Here is a 12,178-nt window from a genome sequence, read left to right on the forward strand (position 1 = left end):
TCTAAAAATTTATTCTATTTCATTTTTTCTCGAAAACTTGTTATTGCAACAATTCCGCTAATTTGTTATTCAAATCTTCGCCCCTAAGATTTTTCCCAACGATAATACCATTTTCGTCTAATAAAAAATTAGAGGGAATGGCTCTCACTCCATAGTCATGGGCAATTTCACTACCCCAATACTTCAACTCAGATACCTGTAACCAATCTAAATGATCATTTTTAATTGCAGCAATCCAATTATCCTTACTTTTATCTAAAGAAACACCAAATACACTAAATCCTTTTGCCTTATATTTTTGATAAGCAGCAACCACATTGGGATTTTCTCTTCGACAGGGACCACACCAAGATGCCCAAAAATCAACAAGTGTATATTTAGTTAAATTATTCGCTAAATTGATAGATTTCCCATCAGGAGAGAGTGAGGTGAAGTCTGGTGCTTTTTTACCTATGCTAACTTTATCCAATATACCTACATAATTATGCAATAATTGTACATATTGCGAATTCTTTAAAGACCCATCCAACAATTCAATATTTGTATTTATTTCTTCAGGGGTAAGTCGATAAGCATAGTTTCTATACAAAATGTACGCAGTTACAAGGGACGATGGATTAGATTTAATATAATCACTGATAGGCTCTTTAGAATGCTCTTTATATTCTTGAAATTGAGTTTGCAATTGAGAACCTATTACGGCTGATTTTGAGTAAAATTTGGTAGAGTCTAAATCGACAATTGTTTTACTATTATCCAAAAAAATATATAACGGAGTTTTTGTCGTATCAACACTTAAACCATACAACTCAGGAAGTTTTAATTTAGTTTTAAATTGAAATTTAGAATCTTCAATCGAAGAGGAATCAATTGTCTTAAATATTTTGTCTTTAAACTGTTGTAAATAGACTTTTTCAGACTTAATTTGAGGAGTGGTTCCAGATAATTGTAAAGATTTCTTTTCCTGCGCATTTGTAGATAAAATCGTCGCTAGACCAATAAGGCCGAGAATTGTTTTAGTTATCATTTTTTGTTTTAGATTAATTTGATTAAAGATTTAAATATTTATTAATCGGAATAAATAATCAAACCATATCATACTTTAATATATATTAAAGTATTTCCTATTGTTAAATAATTAGTCAATAACTAGTGTTATTTATTTGTCTACAAATATAGTAGACAAATAAATAAAAAAAAAGAAAATATAAATTTTACCTAAATTTTTCTAACACTGGAGATTATTGATTCCTTATTTAAAAAATTAATTTCATAAAAATATAGGATGCAATTTAGATCTATTACATTCATTGCAATAGAAACACCTTATTTGTGTTAAAAAACCAAATAGAAATTTTTATCTAAATACTTGAAGATAACATCTTTTAACATCCCAACTTGTGACGTCCTTGTGATATAACCTACACGAATTTAGCACTTTTGCTCTGACAAAATTGTAGTAATCATGTGGAAAAACCGACGACAATGACCCCTTCCCGCCAATTTTATAAATTCAATGCAACATATTGTTTGTCAACACATTTCGGGGATCAAATCAATTTTGGCTTTAGAGCGCTAAACTGATCGGTTTTTCCACTTTAGTATTCATTAATTTTAATTTTTGTATTTGACGAATTTCACTCATTTGAAAATCAAAAGGCTAAAAATAGTTTTATTCCTTTTCATTCTTCGTAAATGCCATTTTCAGTTTTTTAGACTAACATTACTGTAGTGAAATTTTTAAAAAGTACAATCGTTTGCAAGATGCTTTAGTAATGTATTCACGCTATTACCAAAACAGATTTAGTTTAAATTGAAGAAATGGCTAAGATAATCAAAGATTTGGCTACATATAACTTACAATTTAAATTGAAATTTGTTAAATAATAAAAAAAAAATGAAAATAGTGATAACTGGATCTTTGGGTCACATTAGTAAACCACTTACTACGACTTTAATTAAAAATGGTCATTCAGTCACAGTCATTAGTAGCAATACTGACAAGCAAAAAAATATTGAAGTAATAGGTGCAAATGCCGCAATTGGTAATATAGAAAACCTTGATTTCTTAACAAAAACTTTTACTGATGCAGATGCAGTTTACACTATGCTTCCACCTTTTAAATTTGAAGAAAACCCGAGTCTTGATGCAAGGGAAGAAGCACGAAGGCTTGCAAACAATTATGTTACGGCAATCCAGAGATCAGGGGTCAAAAAGGTAATTCACCTCAGTAGTATTGGTGCACATACAGATAAAGGGAATGGATTGTTAGCGTTTCATTTTATAGCAGAGCAGGTATTAAATTCGCTGCCTAACGATGTTGCAATTAGCTTTATACGACCTGTTGGATTCTATTACAACCTATACCAATTTAAGGATATTATTAAAGGTGAGGGGTTTTTGAAAGGCTTTATCGGTATGTTTATGACACTCCGTTATTATGGCTTAATAGGTTTTATAAAAGGTAAAAAAGGACTTATTGTATCCAATTATGGTGCTGAAGATAAAATGCCCTGGGTTTCGCCCATGGACATTGCAACCACGGTGGCTGAGGAACTGACGACAATATTAACTGGCCGTAAAGTGCGCTACGTAGCAAGTGAAGAGTTAACTTGCCATCAGGTCGCCACTTTTCTTGGTACAGCCATAGGCAAACCTTATCTGAAATGGGTGGCCATCAGTGATAAACAAATGTTGGACGCTTTAATCAAATTAAAATTGCCAATATCGCTAGCAAGAGATATTGTTGAAATGAATGCTAGTATGCGTAACAGCGGAATATTATTTGAAGATTATTATAGAAACAAACCCGCTCTTGGTAAAGTAAAAATGATAGATTTTGCTAAAGAATTTGCCTCTGTTTACTTTTCAAAATAGGTTAATTAAAATGAAGTAAAAACATGGAGCCTTATAGAATTAAAACCATTAGCAAGTATCACCAGATTTTAGGGATATCTAAACCCGAACATCCGTTATTTAGTGTTATCAGTCTGGATGATTTCAGACCTCCAGAAGAAAATCGTCGTATCAGCGTCATTTTTGATTTTTACATTATATCGTTGAAAAAGAATTTAGAAGGTACAGTAAAATACATATATGGCCAGCAATCCTATGATTTTAATGAGGGCACCATGTTTTTTATAGCTCCCAAACAGGTCTTTTCATTTGATTCGGACCAAAATTTCAAAAGCTCTGGCTGGATGCTGCTTATTCACCCAGATTTTCTTTGTGGAGTTCCTTTGGCAAAAACAATCAGGCAATATGGATTCTTCAGCTATTCGATGAATGAAGCCCTGTTTCTTTCAGAGAAAGAAGATGCAACCATTGCAAGTATTGTTCAACTTGTTAAACAAGAATATCATTCCAATATTGATAAATTCAGCCAAGGGCTTGTAATTGTGCAAATTGAACTATTGTTACAATACTGCGACCGGTTTTATAACCGCCAGTTTTTGACCCGAAAAATAAATAGCCACCAAATACTTAGGCGTTTAGAAGAGATTCTCGATGATTTTTTTAGCAGTGATAGATTAGAGAATAAAAAAATCCCAACAGTACACTCCATTGCGGTTGCTTTAAATATTTCACCAACCTACTTAAGTACACTATTGACGGCTCTGACAGGACAGAGTACGCAGCAACATATTCACGAAAGGTTGATTGAAAAAGCAAAAGAGAAGTTATCTATTAGCGGCTTATCGATAAGTGAAATTGCCTATGACTTAGGTTTTGAACATCCTCAATCTTTCAGTAAATTATTTAAAAGTAAAACAAAACTTTCACCATTGGAGTTCAGGTCTACTTTCAATTCGAACTAATTATCAAATGTAATTCTATGATTGAATTTTTGGATGTTTTAAAATCAAAAAATTTGCCCTTATTTTATTTTGGTCTTATATGCTTGGTTGGCGCTGTTGTACTGTTCATTATTGCAAAATTAATGGTGTGAATGCTTGGTATAAACCATTAAAATTTGCTTTATCTATTGGCACGTTTAGTTGGACAATGTGCTGCTATACCGGCTAGCTTCAGACTCCAAGGGTAACAGAAATATATCGCTGGTCGATAATTATCTTACTTGGATTTGAATTATTTTATATAACCTTGCAAGCGGGTCGCGGTCAACTATCCCATTATAATGTAAGTTCAACTTTATAGACATACCTTACCGTAGCAATGGCTGTAGCTGCGATAGCTGCTACTTTGTATACAGGCTATATTGGCATTTTTTCTGTACGAGTAGATTTTCCTAACTTCCAGATTACTATGTTTGGGCCATACGTATCGGCATATTTTTCTTCGCCATATTTGCCTTTGAAGGAGCTATAATGGGTGCTTACGGTCCTCAACTAGAGTCGTGCAAATGGGGATTTGCGAATAGCCCACTTTATAGGTATGTATGCCTTGCAAATATTACCATTGGTTGCTTTCTATGTTTTTAGAAATGTAAAGATGATTTTTATATTAGGAGCAATGTACGGAGTTTTGGCACTTTTTTCTTTTATACAAGTATTAAACGGCAAGCCGCTATTAAAATAATCTAAGAAAGAATTTATTGTCTCTAAACACTTAATTGTCAATTAATTCAAAATGTCCAACCTATTTATCGTTTCATAGTATATTTTCCAAAAAAATCATATTCATTAATATTAGGAATAAGTATGTGTATTTAGTTTAAGTAGTGACTGTTAAAACTTTTTTTTTTGATCACACTTAAAAGTAACCTATAATTCTAAAATTTAGTATATTTGTAATCTTTATTATTATTAATTAGTATATATATACACTATGATAAATTATAATCTTGTTCAAAATATCATTGAATTAATTGCTCAATTTGAACTATCAAATAGCAAAAATCAATATCTCAATAATGTTGAGGGTTTTAAACAATGGATTGTAAATAGTTATGATGAAAAACGCATTATAAACGAAACTAATTGGGAATCAAAAGCAATTGGCAGAAGTGCTGAAAGCGTTATTAGTACTTTATTAACGCATCTTGGAAGGTATGCAAAAAGTTATTCTAAAGCAGCAATTATTGATTCTGAATTTTCTACTCAAGAAGAGTTTATCTACCTAATAACGTTGAAATCTTTTGGAAAGATGACTAAAATGGATTTAATAAAAAAGAATGTGCATGAAAAACCAGCAGGAGTGCTAATTATCAATCGATTAATGGAAAATCGTTGGATACAACAGGAAAATTCTACCATTGATAAAAGAAGTAAACTCATCAATATTACTGAAAAAGGTCTACAAGTTTTATCGCGACAGATGGACAAAATTCGTAAAGCTACTAAAATTGTGAGTGGTAATCTTACCGAAAATGAAAAATTAGAATTGATCTATTTGCTCAACAAACTAAATGATTTTCACTTAGATATATATAACAAGAACATCGATAGGCAACATCTTTTAAATGAAGCATTGATCTTATCCAAATAAACCAAAAAACCATGAAGAAAAAAATAGCAGTTATTGGAAGTGGATTTTCGGGACTGTCAGCGGCTTCTTATGCTGCGAAAGCAGGTTTTGAAGTGCATGTATTTGAAAAAAATAATCAAGCTGGAGGAAGAGCGCGACAATTTATAACTAGCAATGGTTATGCTTTTGACATGGGACCAAGTTGGTATTGGATGCCAGATATTATTGAGGGTTTTTTCCAAGATTTTGGCTGTGGCACTGCGGATTATTTTAAATTGATATCCTTAAATCCACAATTTGAAATGATTTTTTCAAATGAGAAATTAACTATTCCCAAGAATTATGAGGATTTAAAAAGGCTATTTGAAAAGATTGAAAAAGGTGCAGGAATACAATTAGATAAATTCATGGACTCGGCTAAATACAAGTATTCGGTTGGAATGAAAGAATTTGTCAAAAAACCTTGTTATAGTTGGTTAGAATTTGCACAACCAAAAATATTGAACAGTGCTGTAAAGCTAAATTTGATTAGCAATTTTAGAAATTATGTACAAAAATTTTTCAAAGATGCTAAACTGCGATCCTTGATGGAATTTCCTATTATATTTTTAGGAGCTTCTCCCCAAAATATTCCCGCGTTATATAGTTTGATGAATTATGGTGGTTATGTTTTAGGAACGCATTATCCTATGGGTGGATTTTATCAATTGGTGTTGGCAATGAAAAACATTGCAGATAATCAAGGTGTTATGTTTCATTTCGACCATGCAATTGATTCGATAAATATTGTAAAGAATAAAGTGACCTCTATAGAAATAAAAGGAAAAAAACTGTCTTTTGATGCGATAATTGCTTCCTCCGATTATCATCATACAGAGCAATTATTACCTGAAAAATTTAGAAATTATGATGAAAATTATTGGAATAGTAGAACTTTTGCGCCTTCTTGTTTAATTTATTACGTTGGTATAAAAGAGATTATTCCAAATCTGAAGCACCATACCTTATTTTTCGAGAATGATTTAGATGCGCATATTGATTGCATTTATGTAGAAAAAAAATGGCCTGAAAAACCATTGTTTTACGTTTGTTGCCCATCAAAAACAGATGAAAAAGTGGCGCCTAAAAATTGCGAAAATTTATTTCTATTAATGCCTATCGCTATTGGAATAAAAGATGATGAAAAAATTAGAGAACAATATTTAGGTGAAATGCTTGGTCGTATTGAAAAGCTAACTGGCGTAAAGAATTTAAAAGATAAGATAGAATATAAGCGTAGTTATTGTGTGGCGGATTTTCAAAATGATTACAACGCATTTGGTGGTAATGCTTACGGATTAGCAAATACATTACAACAAACGGCGGTCTGGAAACCCAAAATTTTTAATAAAAAGGTACAGAATTTATTTTATACAGGTCAATTAACGGTGCCAGGTCCAGGCGTACCACCATCCATCATTTCTGGTAAAATTGTAGCCGACGAAATCTATAAATATCTAAAAAACTAACTATGAAAAAAATATTCGAAGAATTAGCATACGATGTAAGTAAGAGAACGACGGTGAAATATAGTACGAGTTTTTCCTTAGGTATTTTGGCATTAAAACCAAGTATTCACAAAGGTATTTATGCCATTTACGGCTATGTGCGATTGGCAGATGAAATTGTTGATAGTTTCGCTGGTTATGATCAAGAAAAACTATTAAAAAGATTTCAAATGGAAACGGAAATAGCTTTATCTGAAAGAATTTCATTAAATCCAATTCTACAATCTTTTCAAGAAATTGTGTATAAATATTCTATTGATACGACATTGATACATCAGTTTTTGTATAGCATGTCTATGGATTTACAAAAAATAGATTACAACTCTGATTTATATAACCAATACATTTTTGGTTCTGCAGAAGTGGTCGGATTGATGTGTCTTCAAGTATTTACAGAAGGAAATAAGGAACAATACGAACTATTGAAACCATATGCTATGACTTTAGGATCTGCGTTTCAAAAAATTAATTTCTTGAGAGATATTAAAGAGGATTATCAAATATTGGGACGTACTTATTTTCCCAATATTAATATGATTTCATTTGATAATGACACTAAATATCAGATTGAAAAAGAAATAGAACATGAGTTTAAAGAAGCTTTAATTGGCATAAAAAATTTGCCACACACTTCCAGATTTGGTGTTTATTTGGCCTATAGTTATTACAATATTCTTTTTGCAAAAATTAAGAAAAAATCATCTAAAGAAATTTTATCTAAAAGAATTAGAATACCTAATGCAGAGAAGTTATATATAGCATGTAAAAGTTATATTCGTTACAAAGCGGCCTTTCTATGAAATTTATTTTTTGTTTATTGTTCTTTTTCTGTACCATAATTGCAAGCGCTCAAATCAATTTAGATGAAATCAGAAGTAATTATACCATAGCGCTTTTCGAAAAATCGATATGTATTAAAATGATAAAAGTATTAAGTACTCAAAAATCACAAGCGATATATTTAGGTTATTTGGGTGGTTTTCAGACGATGATGGCAAAGCATTATAGTAATCCATTTTCAAAATTAAAAACATTTAATCAAGGCAAGGTAAATATTGAATCAGCTATTCTAAAAGATAATGACGATGTAGAATTAAAATATATACGTTATTCTGTACAGAAAAATGCACCGCTTATTTTAGGATATCATGATAATTTAGAAATGGATAGAAAATGTTTAGAAGAAAATAAGTGTAAAATTAAGTCTAACATCGTCGTAAAAAATATCAATCAACTATTAAAATAAGGCTTTATGAAATATCAATTATATAGAGAACAGCGACTAAATTGTAGTTTAGAAAAAGCTTGGAATTTTTTCTCATCTCCTAAAAATCTTTCTACAATTACCCCTGCAGACATGGGCTTTGTAGTAGTTTCTAGCAATGAAAATGAACCGATTTATGAAGGAATGTTGATTGAATATAAAGTATCGCCATTATTGAAAATTCGATTAAAATGGATTACCAAAATAACGCATGTAGATTTTGAAAAAAGCTTTACTGACTTTCAAGAAAAAGGACCTTATAAATTATGGAATCATTTTCATGAATTTGTAGCCGTAGAAGGTGGAGTTTTGATGAAAGATACCGTGACTTATGAATTGCCATTTGGATTTTTAGGTACGATTGCGCATGGTTTATTTGTATGTAAAAAGTTGGAATCCATCTTTAACTATAGATATAATGTTTTAGAAAAAATGTTCAATAATTAGTACGCTGATGAATATTCTAATAATGATACTTACGTTTTGCTTGATGGAAGGCGCTACTTGGTTAATACACAAATATATCATGCATGGTTTCTTATGGATTTTGCACAAAGATCACCATGATCATAGTAATGAAGGTGCTTTAGAAAAAAATGATTATTTCTTCGTGATATTTGCGCTGCCAACTATTGCGTTAATGTATTTTGGATCATTGCATCATTTCAACTATTTGTTTTTTATTGGTTTGGGAATTATGCTGTATGGTATGGCCTATTTCTTTGTGCATGACATATTTATCCATCAAAGAATAAAATTATTTGCCAATACCAATCATCGTTATTTTTTAGCCATGAGAAGAGCACACAAGCAACATCACAAGCATTTATCAAAAGAAGAAGGCGAATGTTTCGGTTTTTTGTTTGTACCCTTTAAATATTTGAAAATGTATCACAATTCATCTAAAAAATGAGGCAATATACTTATATATTAATCCTTTTTTTTACAGTCATTGTATGTTTTATTGCATCTTTTGACAAGAGAATTAAATTCGATCAATATTTTCTTCCTTTTTTGAAAGCCGCAATTATTGTGGCTATTCCATTTATTTCTTGGGATATTTGGTTTACGTTAAAAGGAATTTGGTGGTTTAATTTTGATTATACTTTAGGCATTCAATTATTTGGTTTGCCTATAGAAGAATGGCTTTTTTTTATCAGCATTCCTTTCGCTTGTGTATTTACGTATTATTGTATGAATAATTTTTTTCGCTGGGAGCATTTAATTGGATTCAATAATATTTTGGTATTTACTAGCATTATAGTTTGTTCAGTTATTGCTTTGTTACATCCACATCAAACCTATACATTGGTTACGGCGATATCAACCACTGTAACTTTGATATTTCTTCATTTTATAGTACGAGCAACTTGGATTAGTAAAGCTTCATTGACTTATCTTATTTTAATGTTGGGCTTTTTGCCTGTTAATGGAATACTTACCGGCACAGGCATTGATCATCCTGTAGTAAATTATAATTCTAAAACTTTTTTGGACATTCGCATACTCACAATACCCATTGAGGACGCTGTTTATGGATATACACAATTCTTATTAGTGATTTATTTTTTTTATCAATTTAGAAAAAAACGAGATCAAAAATTACCTCTAAAATAGATTAATTATGGATAGAAATCATGTGATTATAGTAGATGAAAATGATTGTCAATTAGGAGTGATGGATAAACTTGTCGCACATAAAAAAGGGATTTTACACCGCGCTTTTTCTATTTTTATTTTCAATAATTCTGGAGAATTATTGTTGCAAAAGCGTGCGAAAAATAAATATCATGGCGCTGGCTTATGGACCAATACTTGCTGTTCGCATCCACAGATGGACGAAAATATTATGGAAAGTGCGGTGGAAAGATTGAATTTTGAAATGGGTTTACATTGTACAATAAATTTTTCTCACACTTTTATATATAATTCTGCGGTCGAAAATAATTTAATAGAACATGAATTAGATCATGTATATATTGGTTATTCAGAATATAATCCCAAAATAAACGAAGAAGAAGTGCAAGATTTTAAATGGGTAGATAAAGATTTCGTAATAAAAGATATAATTCAAAACCCAAATTCTTATACTAGCTGGTTTAAATTGTCACTACCAATTGTTTTTTCCCGCTATTATTAGTATTTTATTTATTATAATGTAACGTTTAGATTTGTACTGAATTTTCATTCCTTTTACCCTAGTATTTCTTATAACTTCTTTATTTTCAACATTGACCAATTAGTCGGCAAGGAAAACCAAATCATATAGCAATTTTCTTGAGTCTGTATAAGGTATTTGAATCATCAGTTACAAATTTCAATATCTTACGATAGTTACATTTTTCAATAATATAAATTTAAAATCTCAATATATTCAGAAAAATCTGGGTCAAAATTTAATCAGTTATTGGTCTAAATATTAGATTTTTTGATTACAAATAAAACAAATATTAAAGTTTTCCAGCTACATACATTTGTTCCATAGTTGGGGATTTGCTTCCGCCTTTAGGCTCCATCGTAATTGCAAACATATCTGCGTGTAGTACATTTTTCAATTTTTGAATATGATTTATTGTAGTTTCACTATTGTAAAGCCCTGCATCAATTGGTTTTCCATCAACGAGTGCCCACAATTGATATTGCTTGTCTGTTGGAGGTTGTGGTAGATTGTTTAAAACTAAATATGCAGCTTTTGATATACTATCCCAATAAACTGTAGCCATATTATTAGCATGGGTTGCTACACCGTTCAACACGACTTTATTGACGGTTGGCAAGGATATCAACTGTAATATATTATTTTCTTCCTCTATTTTTTTCCCTTTATACTTTAATTTGCCTATTTGAAGAGCATATTCTTTATTCTGTTTTTGATAGTTATATATAAAACCAAGACAAATTAATATCCCAATAATTGAAGCTGCAAGTAGCCATTTATTCCAAATCGATACAGTGGATTGTTGAGTTGGAATTTGTGAAGATATTTCGCTTTTCTCTGAAGTGACAGATATATCACTTTCATTAACCATATTATCTTTCGTTATTTCAGACCAAATTTTTTCCTTCAATCCTATTGGTGGCTCAATTGGATTTTTCAATAATGCATTTTCGAAATTCGATTCACATGCATCTATAGCCAAACGTATTTCAGGATATTGAGCAGCAAGAGATAGCAACTCGCTCACTTCCGATTCGGTTGCAATACCAAGTACATAAGTTTCAATTATGCCAGATAATATGTATGCTTTAATATCCAATTTATGCCTTCAATATGGTTCTTAATTCAATCATAGCATTTCGTATTCTTGTTTTAATAGTCCCAAGTGGAAGATTTAGTTCTTTTGAAATCTCTTCATGGGTATATCCTTTTAAATATGCCAAATTTATGATTGTTTTATATTCCTCTTTCAACTGTTGCAATACCTTAATAATCCCAATATGATCTACAGATAAAGATGTAGCGTCTCGTACATCATTAAATACGTCATTTTCTAAATGCTGGTTTTGTTTTTCATTTTTATAATCCTTTGATCGTATAATATCAATGCAATAATTTCTTGTGATATGCAACATCCAAGTAAATAATTTTGATTTATTGGGATCATAAAGATGAATGTTTTTCCAAATTTTCAAAAATGACTCTTGTAACGCATCTGCAGCAGACTCTTCTGGACTTATCATTTGCCTTACTACACTGTATAACGCTCCGCTATAATTATCATAAAGATAACTATAGCCTTTCTCGTCTTTGTTTTGCAACAATAAAACAAGTTCGTTTTCAGAATATTTAGTAGATAGAGGCAAATAAAGTGGTATTATTTCGATCAAAGTTATAAGAATAATGGATTGGAATTCTTTTTTGTAAAAAAAATGTCATTTTCCGAAATCCAAAAGAAAAGATTTTTCGTAAATAATTAGAGCTTAAAAATAATTGTTTGA

13 protein-coding genes are annotated in these 12,178 nt (G+C 30.7%); 10 read left to right on the top strand and 3 right to left on the bottom strand.

Annotation, left to right across the window (positions count from 1 at the left end; all coding sequences use genetic code 11):
- Nucleotides 1–40 precede the first annotated feature (40 nt).
- Nucleotides 41–1,027 carry a TlpA disulfide reductase family protein gene (locus E0W69_RS06340; protein ID WP_131329189.1) on the bottom strand — a complete coding sequence of 329 codons (987 nt, stop codon included), beginning with the start codon at nt 1,025–1,027 and terminating at the stop codon, nt 41–43.
- 870 nt (nt 1,028–1,897) lie between these two features.
- Between E0W69_RS06340 and E0W69_RS06345 the strand changes: the two genes are divergently transcribed.
- The 10 genes from E0W69_RS06345 to idi all read left to right on the top strand — a co-directional run bounded on the left by E0W69_RS06345 (nt 1,898) and on the right by idi (nt 10,379).
- Nucleotides 1,898–2,878: an NAD(P)H-binding protein gene (locus E0W69_RS06345; RefSeq protein WP_131329190.1), complete on the top strand. Its 981-nt coding sequence runs from the start codon at nt 1,898–1,900 to the stop codon at nt 2,876–2,878.
- A 23-nt stretch (nt 2,879–2,901) separates the two neighbouring features.
- Entirely contained in the window at nt 2,902–3,819 is a 918-nt protein-coding gene (locus E0W69_RS06350) for a helix-turn-helix domain-containing protein (protein ID WP_131329191.1), read from the top strand.
- Nucleotides 3,820–4,789: 970 nt separating this feature from the next.
- Nucleotides 4,790–5,449 carry a MarR family winged helix-turn-helix transcriptional regulator gene (locus tag E0W69_RS06360; RefSeq protein ID WP_225321417.1) on the top strand — a complete coding sequence of 220 codons (660 nt, stop codon included), beginning with the start codon at nt 4,790–4,792 and terminating at the stop codon, nt 5,447–5,449.
- An 11-nt stretch (nt 5,450–5,460) separates the two neighbouring features.
- Nucleotides 5,461–6,936 (top strand): phytoene desaturase family protein, encoded by a 1,476-nt coding sequence (locus E0W69_RS06365; protein ID WP_131329192.1) that lies wholly within the window; start codon nt 5,461–5,463, stop codon nt 6,934–6,936.
- 2 nt (nt 6,937–6,938) lie between these two features.
- Entirely contained in the window at nt 6,939–7,775 is an 837-nt protein-coding gene (locus tag E0W69_RS06370; protein WP_131329193.1) for a phytoene/squalene synthase family protein, read from the top strand.
- Between the two features lie 119 nt (nt 7,776–7,894).
- Nucleotides 7,895–8,221, top strand: a complete 327-nt coding sequence (locus tag E0W69_RS06375) for a hypothetical protein (RefSeq protein WP_225321418.1) — start codon at nt 7,895–7,897, stop codon at nt 8,219–8,221.
- Between the two features lie 6 nt (nt 8,222–8,227).
- Nucleotides 8,228–8,686 carry an SRPBCC family protein gene (locus E0W69_RS06380; RefSeq protein ID WP_131329195.1) on the top strand — a complete coding sequence of 153 codons (459 nt, stop codon included), beginning with the start codon at nt 8,228–8,230 and terminating at the stop codon, nt 8,684–8,686.
- Nucleotides 8,687–8,693: 7 nt separating this feature from the next.
- The gene (locus E0W69_RS06385) at nt 8,694–9,152 is read left to right on the top strand and encodes a sterol desaturase family protein (RefSeq protein ID WP_131329196.1); all 459 of its coding nucleotides are present in this window, start codon (nt 8,694–8,696) and stop codon (nt 9,150–9,152) included.
- Complete coding sequence (locus E0W69_RS06390) at nt 9,149–9,856, top strand: lycopene cyclase domain-containing protein (RefSeq protein ID WP_131329197.1); 708 nt, start codon at nt 9,149–9,151, stop codon at nt 9,854–9,856. Before E0W69_RS06385 ends, E0W69_RS06390 begins: the two co-directional genes overlap by 4 nt.
- Before the next feature lie 7 nt (nt 9,857–9,863).
- Complete coding sequence (idi, locus tag E0W69_RS06395; RefSeq protein WP_131329198.1) at nt 9,864–10,379, top strand: isopentenyl-diphosphate Delta-isomerase; 516 nt, start codon at nt 9,864–9,866, stop codon at nt 10,377–10,379.
- Between the two features lie 310 nt (nt 10,380–10,689).
- Here the strand turns inward: idi and E0W69_RS06400 are convergent, their stop codons facing one another.
- Nucleotides 10,690–11,496 carry an anti-sigma factor gene (locus tag E0W69_RS06400; protein ID WP_131329199.1) on the bottom strand — a complete coding sequence of 269 codons (807 nt, stop codon included), beginning with the start codon at nt 11,494–11,496 and terminating at the stop codon, nt 10,690–10,692.
- A gap of 1 nt (nt 11,497) precedes the next feature.
- The gene (locus tag E0W69_RS06405; protein WP_225321419.1) at nt 11,498–12,067 is read right to left on the bottom strand and encodes an RNA polymerase sigma factor; all 570 of its coding nucleotides are present in this window, start codon (nt 12,065–12,067) and stop codon (nt 11,498–11,500) included.
- Nucleotides 12,068–12,178: the final 111 nt, after the last annotated feature.

Source organism: Rhizosphaericola mali (assembly GCF_004337365.2).
GTDB lineage: Bacteria > Bacteroidota > Bacteroidia > Chitinophagales > Chitinophagaceae > Rhizosphaericola > Rhizosphaericola mali.

Bases quoted from the DNA above. Each gene is read 5' to 3' on its own strand.
- E0W69_RS06375 (WP_225321418.1), top strand. From the start codon at position 7,895: ATGATAAAAGTATTAAGTACTCAAAAATCACAAGCGATATATTTAGGT.
- E0W69_RS06390 (WP_131329197.1), top strand. From the start codon at position 9,149: ATGAGGCAATATACTTATATATTAATCCTTTTTTTTACAGTCATTGTA.
- E0W69_RS06350 (WP_131329191.1), top strand. From the start codon at position 2,902: ATGGAGCCTTATAGAATTAAAACCATTAGCAAGTATCACCAGATTTTA.
- E0W69_RS06340 (WP_131329189.1), bottom strand. From the start codon at position 1,027: ATGATAACTAAAACAATTCTCGGCCTTATTGGTCTAGCGACGATTTTA.
- E0W69_RS06380 (WP_131329195.1), top strand. From the start codon at position 8,228: ATGAAATATCAATTATATAGAGAACAGCGACTAAATTGTAGTTTAGAA.
- E0W69_RS06360 (WP_225321417.1), top strand. From the start codon at position 4,790: ATGATAAATTATAATCTTGTTCAAAATATCATTGAATTAATTGCTCAA.
- E0W69_RS06370 (WP_131329193.1), top strand. From the start codon at position 6,939: ATGAAAAAAATATTCGAAGAATTAGCATACGATGTAAGTAAGAGAACG.
- E0W69_RS06345 (WP_131329190.1), top strand. From the start codon at position 1,898: ATGAAAATAGTGATAACTGGATCTTTGGGTCACATTAGTAAACCACTT.
- E0W69_RS06365 (WP_131329192.1), top strand. From the start codon at position 5,461: ATGAAGAAAAAAATAGCAGTTATTGGAAGTGGATTTTCGGGACTGTCA.
- idi (WP_131329198.1), top strand. From the start codon at position 9,864: ATGGATAGAAATCATGTGATTATAGTAGATGAAAATGATTGTCAATTA.
- E0W69_RS06385 (WP_131329196.1), top strand. From the start codon at position 8,694: ATGAATATTCTAATAATGATACTTACGTTTTGCTTGATGGAAGGCGCT.